This is a genomic window from Acinetobacter sp. HY1485 (assembly GCF_027568475.1).
Taxonomy (GTDB): domain Bacteria; phylum Pseudomonadota; class Gammaproteobacteria; order Pseudomonadales; family Moraxellaceae; genus Acinetobacter.
Genome location: NZ_JANKZG010000005.1, coordinates 192735 through 211814, shown reverse-complemented (window position 1 = coordinate 211814; position 19080 = coordinate 192735). Strand labels below are relative to the sequence as shown.

Here is a 19080-nt window from a genome sequence, read left to right as displayed (position 1 = left end):
ATGAAAAAATTAGTATTTGGTGTTTGCATTTTATCACTTGCTTTAGTGGCATGTGCAAAAAAATCAGAACATACGGACACACAAGCATCTGCTTCTCAAGAAACAGCGCAACCTTCTAGCGAAGTAAGTGCGGTAGATAAGCCCGTACTTGATGAGAAAAATACAGATGTAACTGCATCGGAAGCAAAAGCACCTTAATTCTAAGTTCCTCATGACAATGGGGACTTTTTTTTATTACAAAACGGTAGCCTTCTTTAAAAGGCACCATCCTAGGAGGAAATTATGGCTCTTATTTCATTGCGCCAATTATTAGACCATGCCGCAGAGCATAACTATGGCGTACCTGCTTTTAACGTGAATAACTTAGAGCAAATGCGTGCAATTATGATGGCAGCAGATGCAACGAATTCACCTGTAATTGTACAAGCATCAGCAGGTGCACGTAAGTATGCAGGTGCGCCGTTTTTACGTCATCTTATTTTAGCTGCAATTGAAGAATGGCCACACATTCCTGTTGTAATGCACCAAGATCATGGCACTAGCCCAGAAATTTGCCAACGTTCTATTCAGCTTGGCTTTAGCTCAGTGATGATGGATGGTTCTTTGGGTACCGATGGTAAAACACCAACATCTTACGACTACAATGTAGAAGTAACACGCCGTACTGTACAAATGGCACATGCGTGTGGTGTTTCTGTAGAAGGTGAGATTGGTTGTTTAGGTAGCTTAGAAACAGGTATGGCAGGCGAGGAAGATGGTGTAGGTGCAGAAGGTGTACTTGACCACTCTCAACTTTTAACTTCTGTTGATGAGGCAAAACAGTTTGTTGCTGATACAAATGTTGATGCGCTTGCAATTGCGGTGGGTACATCACATGGTGCTTACAAATTTACGCGTCCACCTACAGGTGACATTTTAGCGGTTGACCGTATTAAAGAAATTCATGAAGCGTTACCAAATACGCATCTTGTAATGCACGGTTCGAGCTCTGTACCACAAGAATGGTTAAAAATCATCAATGAAAATGGTGGTGATATCAAAGAAACGTATGGTGTGCCTGTTGAGCAATTGGTTGAAGCAATTAAACACGGTGTACGTAAAATCAATATTGATACAGATTTACGTTTAGCATCTACAGGTGCAATTCGCCAGTTTATGTCTGAGAAACCAGCTGAATTTGACCCGCGTAAATACTTCTTAAAAACTGTTGATGCAATGAAACAAGTTTGTATTGATCGTTATGAAGCATTTGGTACAGCAGGAAATGCAGACAAAATTCGTCCAATTTCTTTAGAACAAATGGTTGATTACTATACTAAGTAATTCATAAAAAAAGGAGTTCAATTGAACTCCTTTTTTTATTCGTCTGAACTTGTGGCAGAGTAAAACTTTACGCCTAGTTTGATACGGTCACGTCCTTGACCCATACGAAAACGATTGGTATCACGTAATGAATATACACAACCACAATATTCTTGCTGGTAAAATTCTTCACGCTTACTAATTTCAATCATACGGCTAGAACCACCTGCTTTACGCCAGTTATAATCCCAATACACCATATCAGGATAATGTGACGCAGCACGTTCACCACAGCCATTGATTTGTTTCATGTCTTTCCAACGTGAAATACCAAGCGAACTTGAGATAACATTAAAACCATGTTCGTGCGCATAGAGTGCAGTCCGTTCAAAACGCATATCGAAACACATCGTACAGCGAATTCCACGTTCAGGTTCGTCTTCCATCCCTTTTGCACGCTCAAACCAATTGTCTGTATCGTAATCACAGTCAATAAAAGGAATGTTATGTTTTTCGGCAAAACGGATGTTTTCTTCTTTACGAATTAAATATTCTTTAACAGGGTGAATATTGGGGTTATAGAAGAAAATAGAAAAATCAATATCAGAAGCAATAAGGGCTTCCATTACTTCGCCTGAACAAGGTGCACAGCAAGAGTGAAGCAATAATTTGTCTTCGTTATTTGGGAGCTTTAACTTAGGGCGTTCCATAAATATCAACAAAATCTAAGATGGCAATATTATACGCAAAAAATCCAAGCCAAAGGCGAGAGAATCTCGCCTTTTTTATACAGTAAAGTCATCACCTAAATAAACTTGACGTACGGTGGCATTTGCTAATACTTCTTCTGCTGTACCTTCTGCAATAACAGCGCCTTCACTCACAATATACGCTTTTTCGCAAATAGCAAGTGTTTCACGTACGTTATGATCGGTAATTAAAACGCCAATACCGCGATCTTTTAAGTTTTGAATGATGTCTTTAATATCGCCGACAGAAATAGGGTCAACACCTGCAAATGGCTCATCAAGCAACATAAATTTCGGATCTGCAGCAAGTGCGCGCGCAATTTCGGCACGACGACGTTCACCACCCGAGACACTCATCCCTAAAGAGTCTTTAATGTGGGTAATTTTAAAGTCTTCTAGAAGCTCATGCAGGCGTTTTTCACGTTGTGCTTTAGTGAGGTCTTTTCTTGTTTCTAAGATTGCCATAATATTTTCGCCAATCGTGAGTTTGCGAAAAATAGAGGCTTCTTGCGGAAGATAACCAATGCCTTTACGTGCACGCTCATGCATTGCAAAGTGGGATAAGTCTTCATCATCTAGATGAATTTCACCTTTATCCATTCGAACTAGCCCGACCACCATATAAAAACTTGTGGTTTTACCTGCACCATTAGGTCCAAGTAATCCAACAATTTGTCCACTTTGCATTTTAAAGGAAACGTCTTTTACCACCCAACGTTTACTATAGTTTTTAGCTAAGTGTTTAATACAAAGTGTTTGCTTTGTCATATTCATTTACCAGTTGCCCCCGGTAAAGATTTTGAACTGTTTGGTGGAATGACAATTTGTACACGACCTTGATTTTGAGTTGGGCTTGTTGAATCTGCTTTGCTGTTACTACTGCCCACTGCCTCAATATCGCCTTTGTTCATGCTATAGCGCAAGGTTGCACCACGTACACTTGCACCATCTTGATTTACATAAGCATTACCAAGTAATGTCAAAATTCCTGTATCGGCGTTGTAAACAATTTTTTGACCTTCACCTTTGGCAAAGCCTTTGTTAGGGTCTGTTTTTTGTTGGAAGCGAGCAGGGCGACCTGTTGCTGTTACCATACTAATTTGACGATCTTTGTTGAGTTGAGCATTTACGGCATCAGCTTGTAATTTCATCGACCCTTGTTCGATAATGACATTGCCTGTATAGGTGGTATAACCTGTTTTATCGTTATACGTTGCTTTATCTGCCACCAAAGAAATTGGTTTGGTACGGTCATCAGGTAATGCAAAAGTTGCCATTGCTGTGAATGAACACGCTCCTAACACTGCAACTTTAAGGAGGGTTTTACATTTAGGATTTAGGAGCATAATTTCCTCGAATATTAAAGAATTCGTATTGTCCTGAATTTAAATCTGCTTTAAGTCCATGACTAACAAACGTACTTTGAGCTGAATCTACATGAACCAAATGATCAGTTTCGACCTGTTTTGTTTTTGGGTAGCCTGTCAGTTGATCTGTTTTAAATACCATGACACCTTGAGGTGTGTTTTTATTTGCAGTGACATCGCCACTTAAAATAATTTTTTGATTGTCATCATAACCTGTTGCACGTGTTGCAAAATAAGTTGTATCAGGTTGCCCTTGAATATATGTGGTCGCATTAAGTTGATTGAGTAATGATGTGCCATTGGTCTGGTCTTGGCTTGCGTCTTTTATTGAAGCGCGTACAGACACTAAACCTGTTGCATCTGTTTGTGTTAAATGCACATCTTGTGCTGCATAAGTGGTATTACGTGCCGCATCGTTATTTAACTTTTTACTGCTGCCACTGAAATAGTAATAACCACCGCTTACGGTCGCAATTATCAGTGCAATCACATATAAATTTTTTGTTTCCATAAGCGTACTAAATCAAACAAAGTTATATTAATAAGGGCTTGCAAGATATTTTTCAAGCAATTCATCGTAAACGCCATTTGATTGTAACAGTAAATCACAGACTTCACGTACTGCACCACGTCCACCCATTGCGTGCGTGATGAGGTCTGCACGGCGACGTACTTCGGTGTGTCCGTTTGGAACAGTAATTTTAGCCCCTGCAATGGCAAAAGCAGATAAGTCTGGCCAATCATCACCCATGTATAAGCAATCTTGAGGGGTAAGGTTGAGTTGCTTACACGCTTGTAGTAATGCAGTGCCTTTATCTTCACGCCCTTGATAAACCAAGTCTACACCAAGATCAGACATTCTTTTTTCAACAATTTTGCTTTGACGACCTGTAATAATAATAACTTTAAGCCCTGCTTGTTGAGCAAGTTTCATACCCAAACCATCGCGGATATCAAATGATTTAAGTTCATCGCCTGTATTTGTGAGTGTTACAAAACCATCGCTTAAAATACCATCTACGTCTAAAACAAGTGCTTTAATATTTTTAAGTTTTTGTAAAATTGACGACATTATGCAACTCCTGCTTGAATGAGGTCATGCATGCTAATTACACCAATGACTTGATTATTTTTATTCACGACTACAAATTGATTAATTTTTTTATCGTGTAGTCGCTCAAGTGCATCAACTGCACGTAATTCTGCAGAAATAGTGGCAGGATTTTTTGTCATCACGTCACTTACAGCACGATTTACATCAAAGCCTTGTTGTTTATCAATTAAACGACGTAAATCACCATCAGTAAAAATACCCAATAGCGTATCGTCGTTGTCAACCACAGTGGTTAAGCCAAGGCGTTTATCGCTAATTTCATAGAGGACTTTGCTCATTGGCGTATCAGGTGACACTTTAGGTAAGTTTTTATCAGTATGCATAAGGTGTTTTACATGCAAAAGTAAGCGTTTTCCTAATGCACCTGCAGGATGAGAGCGTGCAAAATCATCAGAAGTAAAACCGCGTGCTTCTAACAGTGCAACGGCAAGGGCATCGCCTAAGGCAAGTGTGGCTGTTGTACTTGAGGTGGGTGCAAGTCCAAGTGGGCATGCTTCTGTTGCTTCACCTAGCGTTAAGGCAATATCTGCATTTTGTGGCATAGGTCCACGGTCTGTGGCACTAATGGTAATTAACGGTACATTAAGATGCTTAATAATTGGCATAAGCATCATAATTTCATCGCTTTTACCCGAATTGGAAATGGCAATGACCACGTCCCCTTTGACAATCATACCTAAATCGCCGTGACCTGCTTCACCAGGGTGTACAAAAAATGAAGGTGTTCCTGTTGAGGCAAACGTGGCTGCCATTTTGCGTCCAATATGACCCGATTTTCCCATCCCTGTAATGACAACACGCCCTTGACAGTTCAGCATAATCTCACAAGCATGCTTAAAACGCTCATCAATTTGTGCTGCTAAAACATCAAGTGCTTGTTGTTCAATTTTTAATGTATCTAATGCAATTTTTTTAAAATTAACAGATGGTGATTGAGAGTGAGCAGTCAAAGCAAAATACCTTTTCAACAACGAGTAAACATACCCTAAATTTTGTTGCATATTAGCATAGAACAGACAACGTCATGTTTTTAAATGTATATCTTTTCGCAATCTAAAGTGTTTTTTAGTGTAGCGATCCGTTATGATGAGGCATCATTTTGTTCAAATTTTTGAAGATTTATCTATGCAACCATTTGTTCTTTATAACTCAGAGCAGCGTAAAAAAGTAGAATTTGTGCCCCGTCAAGCGGGTCATATTGATATGTATGTTTGCGGTATGACCGTATATGACTATTGTCATATTGGACATGCTCGGGTCATGGTTGCATTTGACTATATTATTCGCTTTTTGCGTAGCCAAGGTTGGAGCGTCAAATATGTGCGTAATATTACGGATATTGACGACAAAATTATTAAGCGTGCCTCAGAAAATAAAGAAACCATTGGCGAGTTAACACAACGCTTTATTGATGCCATGAATGAAGATGCGACACGTTTAGGTTGTTTAGCACCTGATGAGTCACCGCGTGCCACAAATTTTATTGACCAAATGCAAAATATGATTGGTCAGCTTGTAGATAATGGCAAAGCATATGCAGCGCAAAATGGTGATGTGTACTTTGAAGTCAATCAATTTGAAAAATACGGACGTTTATCAGGTCGTAAACTTGAAGATATGCAAGCTGGAGCAAGTGACCGTGTTGATGTAGAGGTTCAAAAGAAACATCCATTTGATTTTGTATTATGGAAGCGTGCAAAAGAAAATGAGCCTGCTTGGGCATCACCTTGGGGTAAGGGGCGTCCGGGATGGCACATCGAATGTTCTGCTATGTCGACTTGCTGTTTAGGTAATCATTTTGATATTCATGGTGGTGGTGGCGATTTACTATTTCCACATCATGAAAATGAGATTGCGCAAAGTGAAGGTGCAACAGGTGAGCAATACGTTAACTATTGGATGCATGTTGGCTTTGTAAATGTTGATGGCGAGAAAATGTCAAAATCGTTAGGCAATTTCTTTACCATTCGTGATGTGATGGAAAAATTTCACGCAGAGGTGATCCGTTACTTTATTGTGTCATCGCATTATCGTAGCCCAATTAATTTTTCGGATACGGCATTAAAAGAAGCAAAAACATCACTTACACGTTTTTATAATGCGTTTAAAACGTATCAACAAGTATTTGGTGTTGAGCAAAAAACAACAGAGTTAAATGATGCGTATGTTGAGCGTTTTAATAAAGCCATGTGTGACGATTTTAATACAGCAGAAGCACTCGCGGTATTATTTGAACTTGCTAAAGAGCTTAACCGTGCGGTCAAAGAGCAAGAGGATACAGCACATGCGTATTACAATACGTTGCGTGAGCTAACTAATATTTTAGGCTTAGTCCAATATCCTGTTGATGAGTTTTTAAAGTCTGATGTTGGACAAGAGGCATTAGGTTTATCTGATACACAAATTGAAGATTTAATTCAACAGCGTGTAGATGCGAAAAAAGCAAAAGATTATGCAGGTGCTGATGCCATTCGTCAGAATTTGTTAGATCAAGGTGTTGTACTTGAAGATACACGTCAAGGTACTGTTTGGCGCCGTGCCGATTAATTAACAATAAGTCCTTATCTTAAATGATAAGGACTTTTTAATTTAAAACTATGAAATATAATTTTTTATCTGCATTTTTTGCATTTGTGTTGTGGGGCGGTTGGGCACTTTATATTAATTCTGCTCAAGTGATATCGGGGATTGCACAGGGAGTTGCAAGTTTTTTAATTACGTTGTTGATTGCCATTGCAGTTGAAAAACAATACCGTTTTTTTAAATCTCCTGTTTTAAAGCTAATTTGTCCACCTGTACTTACGATTTTATTTACCACTACCTGTTTAATCGTCATTCATCATCTTATACATACACCTCAAATCTTAAAAACAATCCTACCTGCATCAACGGTTGCATTTTTATTTGCTTGTTTGACAACGTACAAAATTCATAAGGCTTCACATGGAAAATAGACGACCACTTAAAGTGCGTGGCAATCAATTTGTTAAAAATATTGCGCGTTGGTTAAGCCAAAAAAATATTACACCCAATCAAATTTCAATTGCGAGTATATTTTGTGCTGTATTTGCAGGGTTAACTTTGGTACTTGTGCCTAGTTTTGTGCAAGAAAACAAAGTTGTACTGTATATCTTTACCATTATATTTATCCAATTACGCTTGCTGTGTAATTTATTTGATGGATTAGTGGCAGTAGAGGGTGGAAAATCCACGCCATCAGGTGAATTATTTAACGATATTCCCGACCGTATTTCTGACCCGATTATTATTGTTGCTATGGGCTATGCCATTACCTGTGTAGGTTTTGGCAGTACGTTGGGTTGGCTAGGTGCATTACTTGCTGTGCTAACAGCGTATGTACGTACACTGATAAGTTCGATGGGCGCGCCGACTAATTTTGAAGGACCTATGGCAAAACAACATCGCATGGCACTCATTACAGGTGCATGTACAATATCAGCAGGTGAAAGCTATTTTTTTCATACTGATTACACCATGTTAATTGCATTGATTATACTTAATGTAGGATGTGTGGTGACGCTGTATCGCCGTGTACGGGCAGGCTACCGCTTTTTGGAAAATTAAAATGTATCATATATTAGGCAGAGTTGTTGCCTTTTTAATTAGAAGAATTGTACGTTTTGTGACAGGTGCACGTAGCTTATGGGTGGGGTGTGAATCTGAACATAAACCACGCATTTATTATGCAAATCATCGTAGTCATATTGATTTTATTTTGTTGTGGTCATCATTGCCACGCGATATAAGACGTAAAACACACCCCATTGCAGCATCTGATTATTGGGATAAAAATTTTATTCGTCGTTTTCTTATTTATCGTGTTTTTAACGGTATTGTAATTCAGCGGAATCAAAAGCAAAAAAATCCATTGCATCAGGTTGAAAAAATTTTAAGACGCGGGCATTCAGTTATTTTATTTCCTGAAGGAACACGTAATTTAAAAGAAGATTGCGATTTACTGCCTTTTAAAAGCGGGATTTATCATTTAGCAAAAAATCAACCCCATGTAGAGTGTATTCCTGTTTGGATTTCAAATTTAAATCGAGTGATGCCAAAAGGTGCATTTTTACCGCTACCTATTTTATCTATTGTGAGTTTTGGTGCGCCTTTAAAAAGTGACTTTGAAGAAAAACAAGAATTTTTACAAGATGCCCATGCGCAACTTTTGGCATTAAATGAAAGAGAATATCAATGAGTGATACGCAGTTATTTGTGGTCTGTATGACAGGAATTTTGGTATTTGCTTCAAGTATTGGGTTTTGGTTAAAGCACACGCGTCCAAGTGCGGTTGTTGATAATTTGAATGCACGAATTAACGCATGGTGGGTCATGCTACTGATTTTGTTTGTGGCATTTTGTATGGGCAAAATTGGGATTGTGGTTTTATTTGCTTTAATTTCTTTGTTTGCATTGCGTGAATTTATTTCGTTATTGCCTACACGCCGTGGCGATTATTTTGCTCTACTGATTTCTTTCTATTTTGTTTTACCTTATCAGTATTATTTGGTGTATATGGGGTGGTATGAACTATATTCTATTTTTATTCCATTTTATGCTTTTTTAATTTTACCGATTGCTACGTTAAAACATGAAGATACTACACACTTTTTGGAGCGTAATGCCAAAGTACAATGGGGACTAATGGTCTCTGTATTTTCAATCTCACATGTACCTGCATTATTAAATTTAAATGTGCAAGGTTTTACAGGCGAGAAAATTTGGCTCATTATTTGGCTAATTTTAGTAGTACAAGCGTCAGATGTATTGCAGTATGTGTGTGGTAAATTATTAGGAAAACATAAAGTTGCACCAAATTTAAGCCCATCAAAGACTATAGAAGGATTGTTGGGTGGCGTGTTTTTAGCTGTATTGTTAGGCATCAGCATGCGTTGGCTAACGCCATTTAGTTTGATGCAATCGGCAGGGATTGGCTTAGCTGTATGTATGTTTGGCTTTTTTGGTGGCTTAGTGATGTCTGCCATTAAGCGAGATCGTGGCGTAAAAGATTGGGGACATCTTATTCAAGGACACGGTGGTATGTTGGATCGTATGGATTCTATCTGTTTTGCCGCACCAATTTATTTTCATATTTTGCGTTATTGGTGGGGATAATAAAAAAGCCCCTATAAATAGGGGCTTAGTCGTATATCATTGTTAGATATACTCATAAGAGGCTCATCTCAAACTGAGTGTATTAAATCATACTTTTTGTAAAAATTCATCAATTTCTTGACGCCAAGGCACAGAAGGTTGTGCACCAGAACGAGTCACAGCAATTGCTGCTGCGGCATTACCAAACTGTGCTGCTTCTGATGGTGTCTTACCCTCTAATAATGCTGTTACAAATGCACCATTAAACGTATCGCCTGCTGCAATAGTGTCTACGGCATTAACTTTAAAGCCTGATACAAGTTGACCTTCGCCACTTTCACTTAACCAAACACCGCGTGCACCCATGGTAATCACTACGGTTTTAATGCCTTTTGTATGAAGTACACATGCGGCATTGGCTGCATCTGATTCGTTATGAATAATAATGCCTGTAAGGCTGAGTGCTTCTGTTTCGTTAGGAGTAATCACATCAACCAAGCGTAATAAATCTTCAGGTAATTCACGCGCAGGAGCAGGGTTTAAAATCACTTTTACACCTGCATCTGTTGCAATTTGTGCGGCATCAATAATGCTTTGTAATGGCGTTTCAAGTTGTAAAAGCAATGCATCTGCCGAAGCAATTAACGCTTCGTGTTGTTTTACATACTCAGGTGTCAAACATGCATTTGCCCCTGCATGAATACCAATACAATTTTCTGCGACTTGATTTACAAAAATAAGCGCAACGCCTGTCGATTCGTTTTTAACGACTGAAACAGCATCTGTTTGAACATGATCATTAGCAAGTTGCGCTTTAATCTCGTACCCTAATGCATCATCACCAACGCATGCAATAAATGCTGTATTTGCACCACTGCGACCTGCTGCAACTGCTTGATTGGCACCTTTACCACCAAAAGCGACTTGGTATTTTTGTCCATTTAGTGTTTGACCTGGGTGGGGAAAATGTTCAAGTGTTAAAATATGATCGGCATTAATACTGCCTAAAACGACTAATTTTTGTTTAGTACTCATGGGTAACTCAAGTTAAAACGGTTCTATAGGTAAATGATAACGTGTTTGAATAGGGTTTTGATGAATTTATATGGCTGATTGATCATATTAGTTTCATATTTTTTATGCACAAACACATTAAAATACACGGCAATTTGGCGATAATTTCTACATCAAAGAAAAAAGTATTCGAAATCTTCGTAAAAATTTGTTAAATTTAGCACCCAAGAAGTAGTAAAAATTAAATTTTTGTTATTAAACAAGGGTTTAATTTTAACTGCTTCTTTTTTGTGCTTACTCTTAGTGAGTTCTCCTTTTACACCATCGTTTCAAAAATTTGTAAAACCTGTTGATGTGGTTTTACGGAGACCTGTATGTTTGATTACCGCGGCTTGATCGGGATCCTCATTCTTTTACTTATTGGCTATATTTTTTCCAATAATAAAAAAATGATCAACTTACGAACTATTCTATCTGCTTTAGGACTTCAATTTTTACTCGGCATTATTATTTTATATATCCCAGCAGGGAAGGTTTTATTTGAACACCTCGCAAGTGGCGTAAACAAAGTTATTGGTTATTCCGACGTTGGTAGTTCCTTTATTTTTGGTGCACTAGTTGGTGAAAAAATGAACTCACTCTTTGATGGAGCTGGGTTCATTTTTGCATTTAAGGTACTGACTGCAATTATTTATGTGACTGCACTTATTTCGCTTTTATATTACCTCAAAATTATGGGCTTCTTAGTAAAGTTCTTAGGCGGTATTTTTCAGCGTTTATTGGGTATTAGCAAAATTGAGTCATTTGCTGCGGTAACGACTATTTTTATTGGTCAAAATGAATTACCTGCTGCATTGCGTCCATTCTTATTAAAAATGAATAAGAATGAGCTTTTTACGGTGATGTGTAGTGGTATGGCTGCCGTATCAGGTTCTGTATTGGTAGGTTATGCAGGTTTAGGCGTACCTATGGAGTACTTATTAGCCGCATCGCTTATGGCAATTCCTGGTGGTATTTTATTTGCACGCTTATTAAGCCCTGCCACTGAAAAATCGACTGTAGAAGTACAAGATATTACGTTTGGCGAGCATAAACCAACCAATATTATTGAAGCTGCCGCAAGCGGTGCGATGTTGGGTCTAAAAATTGCGGCAGGTGTTGGTACAGTCATTATGGTGTTTGTAGGCTTACTTGCACTATTAAACGGTATGATTGGTGGGCTTGGTAGTTTATTTGGTTTTACTGACTTATCCATTAATTCTATTTTTGGTTATATTTTAGCGCCATTGGCTTATATGATGGGCGTAGATTGGAATGATGCACAATTAGCAGGTGCACTATTAGGACAAAAACTTGCAATTAATGAGTTTGTGGCTTACTTAGGGCTTGCACCGCATTTGGCAGACCACAGTATCTCACCACAAACAGCAGCGATTATTTCCTTTGGTTTATGTGGCTTTGCAAACTTTAGTTCTATTGGTGTGGTGATTGGCGCATTTAGTGCTGTTGAACCAAAACTGACGCCAGTTCTATCGAAACTTGCTGTACGGGCATTATTGGCAGCGACACTGTCTAATTTAATGAGTGCCACCATTGCAGGCATTTGTTTAAGCTTCTCAATGTAGTTTTAAAAGTAGGCAATATGCCTACTTTTTTTTGCCTAAAATTTCTGTTCGCTGTATAGTGCCGTCGTTTGCATCTTATACAGGTAATTTCTCTCGTGCCTCAAAAAATTATTATTGATACCGATCCAGGTCAAGATGATGGCGTTGCAATTTTATTAGCGCTTGCAAGTCCAGAAGTTGAAGTTTTAGGTATCACAACAGTGGCAGGTAACGTACCACTTGCACTGACCAGCAATAATGCACGTAAAGTATGTGAGCTTGCAGGTCGTCCTGATATTAAAGTATTTGCAGGATGTGACCGCCCACTTAAAAAACCATTGGTTACAGCAGAAAATGTACATGGTAAAACAGGGTTAGATGGTATTGAACTACCAGAACCAACCATGCCACTACAAGAACAACATTCAGTTGATTTTTTAATTGAGACATTTCGTAATGCGCCTGAAAAGACCATTACTTTATGTACATTAGGACCAATGACCAATGTTGCACAGGCGCTTATTAAAGCACCTGACATTGCATCACGTATCAAAAATATTGTGTTGATGGGCGGTGGCTTCTTTGAAGGAGGCAATATCACACCATCAGCAGAATTTAATATGTACGTTGACCCTGATGCTGCAAAAATTGTATTTGGCGCAGGCATTGACTTAACTGCAATTCCTTTAGATGTGACGCATACGGCGCTCACAAGCCCTGAATGGGTTGCAGGCTTACGTGCGTTTAACAATAAAGTAGGTGAAGCCGTTGCTGCATGGACAGACTTTTTTGAACGTTACGATATGGAAAAGTACGGCTCTGAGGGTGCACCTTTACATGACCCGTGTGTGATTGGCTATGTGGTCAAACCTGAATTGTTTACAGGTCGTCACATCAATGTTGAAATTGAAACACAAAGTGAGTTGACAGAAGGCGCAACAGTTGCTGACTGGTGGAAAGTTACAAACCGCCCTGCAAATGCATACTTTATGAATACAATTGACCGTGATGCTTTCTTTGACTTACTTACAGAGCGTTTAAGTACTTATTCTTAATCAATTGGTGATATATCGTGCTTACGCGATATGTCACTTATTTGAAAATTTAGGTACAATACATCTGTAAATTATATAGATCTTTCTATATTGCAACTGGAGAATAAACATGCAATGGACTAAACCTGCTTACACCGACTTACGTATTGGCTTTGAAGTAACGATGTATTTTGAGCACCGTTAATTTTTTAAGATAAGCCCATAAGCCCTAGATGTTCTAGGGCTTATATTTTTTCTACAGGAGAAAAATATGTACATACACGTCTTAGGTTCTGCAGCAGGGGGTGGCTTCCCACAATGGAATTGTAATTGCCAAAATTGTTCAGGCGTTCGTAGTGGAACACTAAATGCTAAACCTCGTACACAATCTTCTATTGCTGTATCAGAAAATGGTACAGATTGGGTACTGTTTAATGCTTCTCCCGATATTCGTCAGCAACTATTTGATTTTAAAGCAGGACAACCTGCACGAGCATTGCGCGATACAGGCATTCATAGCGTGGTACTGATGGATAGTCAACTTGACCATACCACGGGTTTACTTACGTTAAGAGAAGGTTGCCCTGTTGATGTGTATTGTACAGAAATGGTGCATCAAGATTTAAGTACAGGTTTTCCACTGTTTAATATGCTCAAACATTGGAATGGTGGTTTACAGCATCATTTAATTGATCCGACACAAGCTTTTAAAATTAAAGATTTTGATAACTTAGAATTTATTCCACTGATTATTCGCAGTGCTGCACCGCCATATTCACCACATCGCAATAACCCGCATGATGGGGATAATATTGCCATGATTATTAAAGACCATAAAACAAATAAACAACTGTTCTATGCCCCAGGTCTAGGTAAAGTCGATGACCAGATTATGCATATTATGGCAGACTCTGACTGTGTCATGATTGATGGTACATTGTGGGTAGATGATGAAATGCAACAATGTGGCGTTGGTACAAAAACAGGGCGTGATATGGGGCATCTTTACATCAATGGTGAAGGTGGTTCATTGTCATATTTAGATCAATTAGAGCGTCCACGTAAAGTTTATATTCATATTAATAATACCAATCCAATACTCAATGAAGACTCAAGCGAGTATGCAACATTAAAAGCCCATCAAGTAGAAGTGGCGTACGATGGCATGCAAATTCAACTTTGAGGACATATTATGTTGTTAAGTACAGAAGAATTTAAACAAGCCATTTTAGATAAAGGTCAGTATTATCATATTTATCATCCTTTTCATGTCATGATGCATGAAGGGCGTGCCACACAAAAACAAATTCAGGCATGGGTTGCAAACCGCTACTATTATCAAATTAATATTCCGCTTAAAGATGCAGCGATTATGGCAAACTGTCCTGATCAGGCCTTTCGTCAAGAATGGATTCAACGTTTAATGGATCAAGATGGTGGTGGGCGTGAAGCGTGGTTGCGTTTGGCAGAAGCAGTCGGTTTAACGCGTGAACAAGTGATTTCTGAAGAGCTTGTGCTGCCAAGTGTACGTTTTGCCGTAGATGCTTATGTGAATTTTGCGCGCCGTGCTCCATGGCGTGAAGCAGCGAGTAGTTCACTGACAGAATTATTTGCACCACAAATTCATAAGTCGCGTTTAGAGTCTTGGCCAGAACATTACCCTTGGATTAACACGCAAGGTTATGATTATTTTAGGTCTCGTTTAAGCCAAGCACGCCGTGATGTTGAACATGGCATGAGCATTACACTTGAATCGTTTAAAACTGAAGAATCTCAACAACGTATGTTAGAGATTTTGCAGTTTAAACTTGATATTTTATGGACGATTTTAGATGCGCTTACACTCGCATATGTGCATAACGAAGCACCTTATCATAGTGTGACTGATCAAAATGTATGGCATAAAGGCTTATTTAAATGAAAAAAATTCCTGTATGGCAACGTGGTTACCGTTTGCAATTTGAACCATCACAACAAGCCCATGTGATTTTGTATCCTGAGGGTATGATTAAGCTGAATGATACGGCAGCGGCAATTGCCCAACATATTGATGGACACAACACCGTAACGCAAATTATTGTAAAGCTAAAAGCACAGTTTGGTGATTTTGAGCAAATTGAAGGTGACGTGATTGACTATATGCACGTTGCAGAACGTGAAAATTGGATTCAATTAAACGATGAGTGATGTTGGTTTACCCCTTTGGTTATTGGCAGAGTTAACGTATCGCTGTCCGTTACAGTGTCCGTATTGTTCTAATCCATTAGAATTTGCCTCAATGAAAAATGAACTGACCACCGAGCAATGGTGTGATGTATTTAAGCAGGCACGCGATATGGGTGCGGTACAGCTTGGGTTTTCAGGTGGTGAACCGTTAGTACGGCAAGACCTGCCCGAACTGATTGGTTATGCACATCAATTGGGGTTTTATACCAACTTAATTACATCGGGAATTGGTTTAACCGAACAGAAAATTGCAGATTTTAAGCAAGCAGGCTTAGACCATATTCAAGTGAGCTTTCAAGCAAGTGACCCTATCATCAATGATATGTTGGCAGGGTCGCGTGACGCGTTTGAGAAAAAGCAAAACATCGCACGGCTAGTAAAACAATACGATTATCCGATGGTACTCAATTTTGTGATCCATCGGCATAATATTGACCAAATTGAAGACATTATTAAACTGTGTATTGAGTTAAAAGCTGATACAGTTGAACTTGCAATTTGTCAATTTTATGGTTGGGCATATCTTAACCGCAAAGGACTATTGCCAACTAAAGCACAGCTTGAACGAGCAGAACGTATTACCAATGAATATCGTGAAAAGTTAAAAGCACAAAATAATCCATGCAAACTTATTTTTGTGGTGCCTGATTATTACGAAGAACGCCCAAAAGCTTGTATGAATGGATGGGGTAGTATCTTTTTAACTGTTGCACCTGATGGAACAGCATTACCGTGTCATGCAGCACGGCAATTACCGCTTAAATTTCCAAAAGTACAAGAAAGTTCTTTATCTGAAATTTGGTATAAATCAACAGGATTTAATCATTTTCGAGGCGATGCGTGGATGCCTGAACCGTGTCAAAGTTGCCCTGAAAAGAAAAAGGATTTTGGTGGGTGTCGTTGCCAAGCGTTTATGCTCACAGGTGATGCGTCACAGCCTGATCCTGTATGTTCTAAATCAGACCATCACCATTTGATTACACAAGCACGTATAGACAGTGAGCAGGCGGTGGCATTAGAAGATTTAACTTTTAGAAATAGTAAAAACTCTAAACGCATTTTTATAGAACAACTATGATACCAATTTTTGATGGGCATAATGATGTATTGGCACGTTTATGGTTAAACGACCATACTGCCGATGATTTTCTAAATACCACGCTTGAAGGGCAAATGGATTTTGCACGTTGTCGTCAAGGTGGTTTTGCAGGTGGGCTATTTGCTGTATTTGTTCCACCCATCAGTTATTTAGAAAAAAATTACCCAAAAAAATTAGAACAAACCCTGCATGATATTGTATTTTCGCAAGTTGCAACCTTACTTAAAATTGCCAATCAACAACAGGCAAAGTTATGTACAAGTGTGGCAGATATACAGCATTGTATAGACCACAACATATTGGCAATGGTGATGCATTTTGAAGGTGCAGACGTTATAGATGAGCGTTTTGATCTATTAGAAATATTGTATGTGACAGGATTACGTAGTGTAGGGGCACTATGGAATAACCCCAATCAGTTTGGACATGGACTACAAGCGGATTTTCCACATTCGCCTGATACAGGAGAGGGTCTAACATTACTTGGGAAAAAATTTATACGCCGTTGTGCAGAAAAAAATATGGTGGTTGATGTATCTCATATGAATGAAAAAGCATTTTGGGATACAGCAAAAATCTTGCAACAGCCCATTGTGGCAACTCACTCTAATGTGCACAAGCTATGCCCTCAAGCACGTAACTTAACAGACCAACAGCTTATTGAGATTAAAAACACACAAGGTTTTGTGGGGGTTAATTTTGATACTGCATTTTTGCGTAGCGATGGTAAAAGAAATACAGATACACCTATAAGCACAATTATAAATCATATTGATTATTTACTGAATATATTGGGTGAAGATGGGGTTGGTTTTGGCTCGGATTATGATGGCGGTTTTATGTCAGAACATTGGGCAACAGTGGCACAGCTTCCCAATATTATCAGCGCTTTAAAAGAAGCAGGATATTCGCAAGACCTGATTGAAAAAATTTGTTATAAAAATTGGTTAGGTGTTTTAGAGCGAATAGGAATTGCTTAAATGTTTTTTATTTTATTTGCAGCATTAAGCAGTGTAGGTGTGTCTGTTTTACTTAAACGCTATGCGCCTACTTATATTTTACCTGTGTTGGTATGGAATTATTTTATAGCAACCATATTGTGTTTTTTATGGTTTAAACCGCAATTTAATCAATCTATTGTGTGGTGGTTAATTGTAGTTTGTTCTACTTTATTACCCACTATTTTTTATTTGCTTGCCCAATCTTTAAAACATGCAGGGTTAGTCAAAACTGAAATTGCACAGCGTTTATCAGTCGTACTGTCACTGTGTGCTGCATATTTTATCTTTAATGATCATTTTGCAGGTACTAAGTTATTAGGTATAGGCTTAGGTATGGTTGCCATTGGAGGGCTTGTCTTTAAAAAAGATAAATCTTCAATTACAACGCAAGGTATGTTATCGCTGTTATGTGTTTGGGTGGGTTATGCTACAGTTGATGTTTTATTAAAATATAACAGTAGCCTCGGGCAAAATTTTGCTACAAGCCTAAACCTTATATTTTTGGGTGCATGTATTGTTACACTCATTAGTACAATGATTAAGAAACAGCCTTTGCTTAATCAAAAAACAGTAGGTTTAGGGTTGGGTATAGGAACACTCAATTTTTTGAATATTGCACTTTATGTAATGGCACATCGTTTTAATGCACCATCAACCGTATTTTTAACGATGAATTTAAGTGTTGTTTTATTAGGTACAGTAGTGGGTATTTTTTACTTCAAAGAAAAGCTCACACCGATTATGGGTGTGAGCTTAGTGATTGCATTAGGAGCAATTGGTTTTTTGGTTTAAAGTTCGGTAAATATAACGTCGGTTTCTAAGCGAGACTTCGGAAGTTGCGCATTAAAGTCTTTTTCATCATGGTAACCTAAAGCAACAACAACCACACTGGTATAATCAGTTAGGTTTAAATCTTGGTCGAGCTGTTGATAATCAAAACCTTCCATCGGGGTTGCATCAATACCATCAGCATAGGCTGCAAATAAGAACTGACCAAGCGCAAGATAAGTTTGATTTTTAAGCCATTCAGGTAAATTTTTACGCGTATTACGATAATACTCGACATAACCTGCACGTGTAGCATGTTGGGTTTGTTTGGCTTTTTCGTCTTTAATACGTCCTGCTTTTTCGTCTTGTTCTAGCAATTGTTCTAAATACGCATCATCTACATTTTTACGCGTACAAAATACCACAACATGTGAGGCATCCATTACTTTTGTGGCGTTATAGCTATATTGCCCCTGCATAGATTGAGCAATTTTTTGTTTTGCTTCGGTCGTATGTGCAACAAAAAAATGCCAAGGCTGAATATTGACAGAAGAAGGTGACAGACGAAGTACCTCTAGCAATTTTTTAAATTGTGCTTGAGGGATTTTTTTCTCTGTATTAAACGCTTTGGTCGTATATCGTTGTTGTGCAGTTTCTAAAATATCCATACAAACTCCTTTAAAGTACCTC

At 38.4% G+C, this 19080-nt stretch carries 24 protein-coding genes; 16 read left to right on the top strand and 8 right to left on the bottom strand.

Annotated features, from left to right (window positions below):
* Together PCI70_RS07825 and fba are read left to right on the top strand one after the other, a co-directional pair.
* Positions 1-198 carry a hypothetical protein gene (locus PCI70_RS07825; protein ID WP_269914765.1) on the top strand — a complete coding sequence of 66 codons (198 nt, stop codon included), beginning with the start codon at positions 1-3 and terminating at the stop codon, positions 196-198.
* An 84-nt stretch (positions 199-282) separates the two neighbouring features.
* Positions 283-1323 (top strand): class II fructose-bisphosphate aldolase, encoded by a 1041-nt coding sequence (gene fba, locus PCI70_RS07820; RefSeq protein ID WP_269914764.1) that lies wholly within the window; start codon positions 283-285, stop codon positions 1321-1323.
* Positions 1324-1358: 35 nt separating this feature from the next.
* Here fba and PCI70_RS07815 read toward each other — a convergent pair whose 3' ends face one another.
* The 6 genes from PCI70_RS07815 to PCI70_RS07790 form a co-directional block, all read right to left on the bottom strand.
* On the bottom strand, positions 1359-2012 hold the full coding sequence (locus tag PCI70_RS07815; protein ID WP_442865172.1) for an epoxyqueuosine reductase QueH: 654 nt from the start codon (positions 2010-2012) through the stop codon (positions 1359-1361).
* Positions 2013-2087: 75 nt separating this feature from the next.
* Positions 2088-2825: an LPS export ABC transporter ATP-binding protein gene (lptB, locus tag PCI70_RS07810; RefSeq protein WP_269914763.1), complete on the bottom strand. Its 738-nt coding sequence runs from the start codon at positions 2823-2825 to the stop codon at positions 2088-2090.
* Positions 2822-3397 carry a lipopolysaccharide transport periplasmic protein LptA gene (gene lptA, locus PCI70_RS07805; protein ID WP_269914762.1) on the bottom strand — a complete coding sequence of 192 codons (576 nt, stop codon included), beginning with the start codon at positions 3395-3397 and terminating at the stop codon, positions 2822-2824. The genes lptB and lptA overlap by 4 nt, the downstream gene beginning before the upstream one ends.
* Positions 3381-3929, bottom strand: coding sequence for an LPS export ABC transporter periplasmic protein LptC (lptC, locus tag PCI70_RS07800; RefSeq protein WP_269914761.1), 549 nt, complete (start codon positions 3927-3929; stop codon positions 3381-3383). Before lptC ends, lptA begins: the two co-directional genes overlap by 17 nt.
* A gap of 27 nt (positions 3930-3956) precedes the next feature.
* The gene (locus tag PCI70_RS07795; protein WP_269914760.1) at positions 3957-4490 is read right to left on the bottom strand and encodes a KdsC family phosphatase; all 534 of its coding nucleotides are present in this window, start codon (positions 4488-4490) and stop codon (positions 3957-3959) included.
* Positions 4490-5482: a KpsF/GutQ family sugar-phosphate isomerase gene (locus PCI70_RS07790; protein ID WP_269914759.1), complete on the bottom strand. Its 993-nt coding sequence runs from the start codon at positions 5480-5482 to the stop codon at positions 4490-4492. The genes PCI70_RS07795 and PCI70_RS07790 overlap by 1 nt, the downstream gene beginning before the upstream one ends.
* A 175-nt stretch (positions 5483-5657) precedes the next feature.
* On the opposite strand from PCI70_RS07790, the gene cysS reads away from it, so the two are divergent.
* The 5 genes from cysS to PCI70_RS07765 are packed head-to-tail and all read left to right on the top strand — an operon-like array spanning position 5658 to position 9665.
* Entirely contained in the window at positions 5658-7079 is a 1422-nt protein-coding gene (gene cysS, locus PCI70_RS07785; RefSeq protein ID WP_269914839.1) for a cysteine--tRNA ligase, read from the top strand.
* Positions 7080-7129: 50 nt separating this feature from the next.
* A complete protein-coding gene (locus tag PCI70_RS07780) occupies positions 7130-7486 on the top strand; it encodes a hypothetical protein (protein WP_269914758.1) in 357 nt (118 codons plus the stop codon).
* Positions 7476-8117 carry a CDP-alcohol phosphatidyltransferase family protein gene (locus tag PCI70_RS07775; protein ID WP_269914757.1) on the top strand — a complete coding sequence of 214 codons (642 nt, stop codon included), beginning with the start codon at positions 7476-7478 and terminating at the stop codon, positions 8115-8117. The genes PCI70_RS07780 and PCI70_RS07775 overlap by 11 nt, the downstream gene beginning before the upstream one ends.
* Before the next feature lies 1 nt (position 8118).
* Positions 8119-8748, top strand: coding sequence for a lysophospholipid acyltransferase family protein (locus PCI70_RS07770; RefSeq protein ID WP_269914756.1), 630 nt, complete (start codon positions 8119-8121; stop codon positions 8746-8748).
* On the top strand, positions 8745-9665 hold the full coding sequence (locus PCI70_RS07765; RefSeq protein WP_269914755.1) for a phosphatidate cytidylyltransferase: 921 nt from the start codon (positions 8745-8747) through the stop codon (positions 9663-9665). The genes PCI70_RS07770 and PCI70_RS07765 overlap by 4 nt, the downstream gene beginning before the upstream one ends.
* A gap of 87 nt (positions 9666-9752) precedes the next feature.
* Here the strand turns inward: PCI70_RS07765 and rbsK are convergent, their stop codons facing one another.
* Complete coding sequence (rbsK, locus tag PCI70_RS07760; protein WP_269914754.1) at positions 9753-10679, bottom strand: ribokinase; 927 nt, start codon at positions 10677-10679, stop codon at positions 9753-9755.
* A 353-nt stretch (positions 10680-11032) separates the two neighbouring features.
* Here rbsK and PCI70_RS07755 point away from each other — a divergent pair, with 353 nt between their 5' ends.
* From PCI70_RS07755 to PCI70_RS07715, 9 genes are all read left to right on the top strand, one after another.
* Entirely contained in the window at positions 11033-12283 is a 1251-nt protein-coding gene (locus PCI70_RS07755) for a NupC/NupG family nucleoside CNT transporter (protein ID WP_269914753.1), read from the top strand.
* 95 nt (positions 12284-12378) lie between these two features.
* Positions 12379-13317 (top strand): nucleoside hydrolase, encoded by a 939-nt coding sequence (locus PCI70_RS07750; RefSeq protein WP_269914752.1) that lies wholly within the window; start codon positions 12379-12381, stop codon positions 13315-13317.
* Positions 13318-13426: 109 nt separating this feature from the next.
* Entirely contained in the window at positions 13427-13501 is a 75-nt protein-coding gene (gene pqqA, locus PCI70_RS07745) for a pyrroloquinoline quinone precursor peptide PqqA (protein ID WP_081401732.1), read from the top strand.
* 66 nt (positions 13502-13567) lie between these two features.
* The gene (gene pqqB / locus PCI70_RS07740; RefSeq protein ID WP_269914751.1) at positions 13568-14479 is read left to right on the top strand and encodes a pyrroloquinoline quinone biosynthesis protein PqqB; all 912 of its coding nucleotides are present in this window, start codon (positions 13568-13570) and stop codon (positions 14477-14479) included.
* Positions 14480-14488: 9 nt separating this feature from the next.
* Positions 14489-15217, top strand: a complete 729-nt coding sequence (gene pqqC, locus PCI70_RS07735) for a pyrroloquinoline-quinone synthase PqqC (RefSeq protein ID WP_269914750.1) — start codon at positions 14489-14491, stop codon at positions 15215-15217.
* Positions 15214-15483 (top strand): pyrroloquinoline quinone biosynthesis peptide chaperone PqqD, encoded by a 270-nt coding sequence (pqqD, locus tag PCI70_RS07730; protein ID WP_269914749.1) that lies wholly within the window; start codon positions 15214-15216, stop codon positions 15481-15483. Before pqqC ends, pqqD begins: the two co-directional genes overlap by 4 nt.
* Entirely contained in the window at positions 15476-16600 is a 1125-nt protein-coding gene (gene pqqE / locus PCI70_RS07725) for a pyrroloquinoline quinone biosynthesis protein PqqE (RefSeq protein WP_269914748.1), read from the top strand. The genes pqqD and pqqE overlap by 8 nt, the downstream gene beginning before the upstream one ends.
* Complete coding sequence (locus tag PCI70_RS07720; protein WP_269914747.1) at positions 16597-17601, top strand: dipeptidase; 1005 nt, start codon at positions 16597-16599, stop codon at positions 17599-17601. The genes pqqE and PCI70_RS07720 overlap by 4 nt, the downstream gene beginning before the upstream one ends.
* The gene (locus tag PCI70_RS07715; RefSeq protein WP_269914746.1) at positions 17602-18414 is read left to right on the top strand and encodes an EamA family transporter; all 813 of its coding nucleotides are present in this window, start codon (positions 17602-17604) and stop codon (positions 18412-18414) included.
* Here PCI70_RS07715 and nfsB read toward each other — a convergent pair.
* Positions 18411-19058, bottom strand: coding sequence for an oxygen-insensitive NAD(P)H nitroreductase (gene nfsB, locus PCI70_RS07710; protein WP_269914745.1), 648 nt, complete (start codon positions 19056-19058; stop codon positions 18411-18413). The two genes, PCI70_RS07715 and nfsB, sit on opposite strands and share 4 nt — an antisense overlap.
* Positions 19059-19080: the final 22 nt, after the last annotated feature.

Coding starts and splice junctions, on each gene's coding strand:
- cysS (WP_269914839.1), top strand. CDS start 5,658: ATGCAACCATTTGTTCTTTATAACTCAGAGCAGCGTAAAAAAGTAGAA.
- PCI70_RS07770 (WP_269914756.1), top strand. CDS start 8,119: ATGTATCATATATTAGGCAGAGTTGTTGCCTTTTTAATTAGAAGAATT.
- PCI70_RS07775 (WP_269914757.1), top strand. CDS start 7,476: ATGGAAAATAGACGACCACTTAAAGTGCGTGGCAATCAATTTGTTAAA.
- lptB (WP_269914763.1), bottom strand. CDS start 2,825: ATGAATATGACAAAGCAAACACTTTGTATTAAACACTTAGCTAAAAAC.
- pqqD (WP_269914749.1), top strand. CDS start 15,214: ATGAAAAAAATTCCTGTATGGCAACGTGGTTACCGTTTGCAATTTGAA.
- PCI70_RS07755 (WP_269914753.1), top strand. CDS start 11,033: ATGTTTGATTACCGCGGCTTGATCGGGATCCTCATTCTTTTACTTATT.
- PCI70_RS07780 (WP_269914758.1), top strand. CDS start 7,130: ATGAAATATAATTTTTTATCTGCATTTTTTGCATTTGTGTTGTGGGGC.
- fba (WP_269914764.1), top strand. CDS start 283: ATGGCTCTTATTTCATTGCGCCAATTATTAGACCATGCCGCAGAGCAT.
- lptC (WP_269914761.1), bottom strand. CDS start 3,929: ATGGAAACAAAAAATTTATATGTGATTGCACTGATAATTGCGACCGTA.
- PCI70_RS07765 (WP_269914755.1), top strand. CDS start 8,745: ATGAGTGATACGCAGTTATTTGTGGTCTGTATGACAGGAATTTTGGTA.
- lptA (WP_269914762.1), bottom strand. CDS start 3,397: ATGCTCCTAAATCCTAAATGTAAAACCCTCCTTAAAGTTGCAGTGTTA.
- PCI70_RS07815 (WP_442865172.1), bottom strand. CDS start 2,012: ATGGAACGCCCTAAGTTAAAGCTCCCAAATAACGAAGACAAATTATTG.
- nfsB (WP_269914745.1), bottom strand. CDS start 19,058: ATGGATATTTTAGAAACTGCACAACAACGATATACGACCAAAGCGTTT.
- PCI70_RS07715 (WP_269914746.1), top strand. CDS start 17,602: ATGTTTTTTATTTTATTTGCAGCATTAAGCAGTGTAGGTGTGTCTGTT.
- PCI70_RS07795 (WP_269914760.1), bottom strand. CDS start 4,490: ATGTCGTCAATTTTACAAAAACTTAAAAATATTAAAGCACTTGTTTTA.
- pqqE (WP_269914748.1), top strand. CDS start 15,476: ATGAGTGATGTTGGTTTACCCCTTTGGTTATTGGCAGAGTTAACGTAT.
- rbsK (WP_269914754.1), bottom strand. CDS start 10,679: ATGAGTACTAAACAAAAATTAGTCGTTTTAGGCAGTATTAATGCCGAT.
- PCI70_RS07720 (WP_269914747.1), top strand. CDS start 16,597: ATGATACCAATTTTTGATGGGCATAATGATGTATTGGCACGTTTATGG.
- pqqC (WP_269914750.1), top strand. CDS start 14,489: ATGTTGTTAAGTACAGAAGAATTTAAACAAGCCATTTTAGATAAAGGT.
- PCI70_RS07825 (WP_269914765.1), top strand. CDS start 1: ATGAAAAAATTAGTATTTGGTGTTTGCATTTTATCACTTGCTTTAGTG.
- pqqB (WP_269914751.1), top strand. CDS start 13,568: ATGTACATACACGTCTTAGGTTCTGCAGCAGGGGGTGGCTTCCCACAA.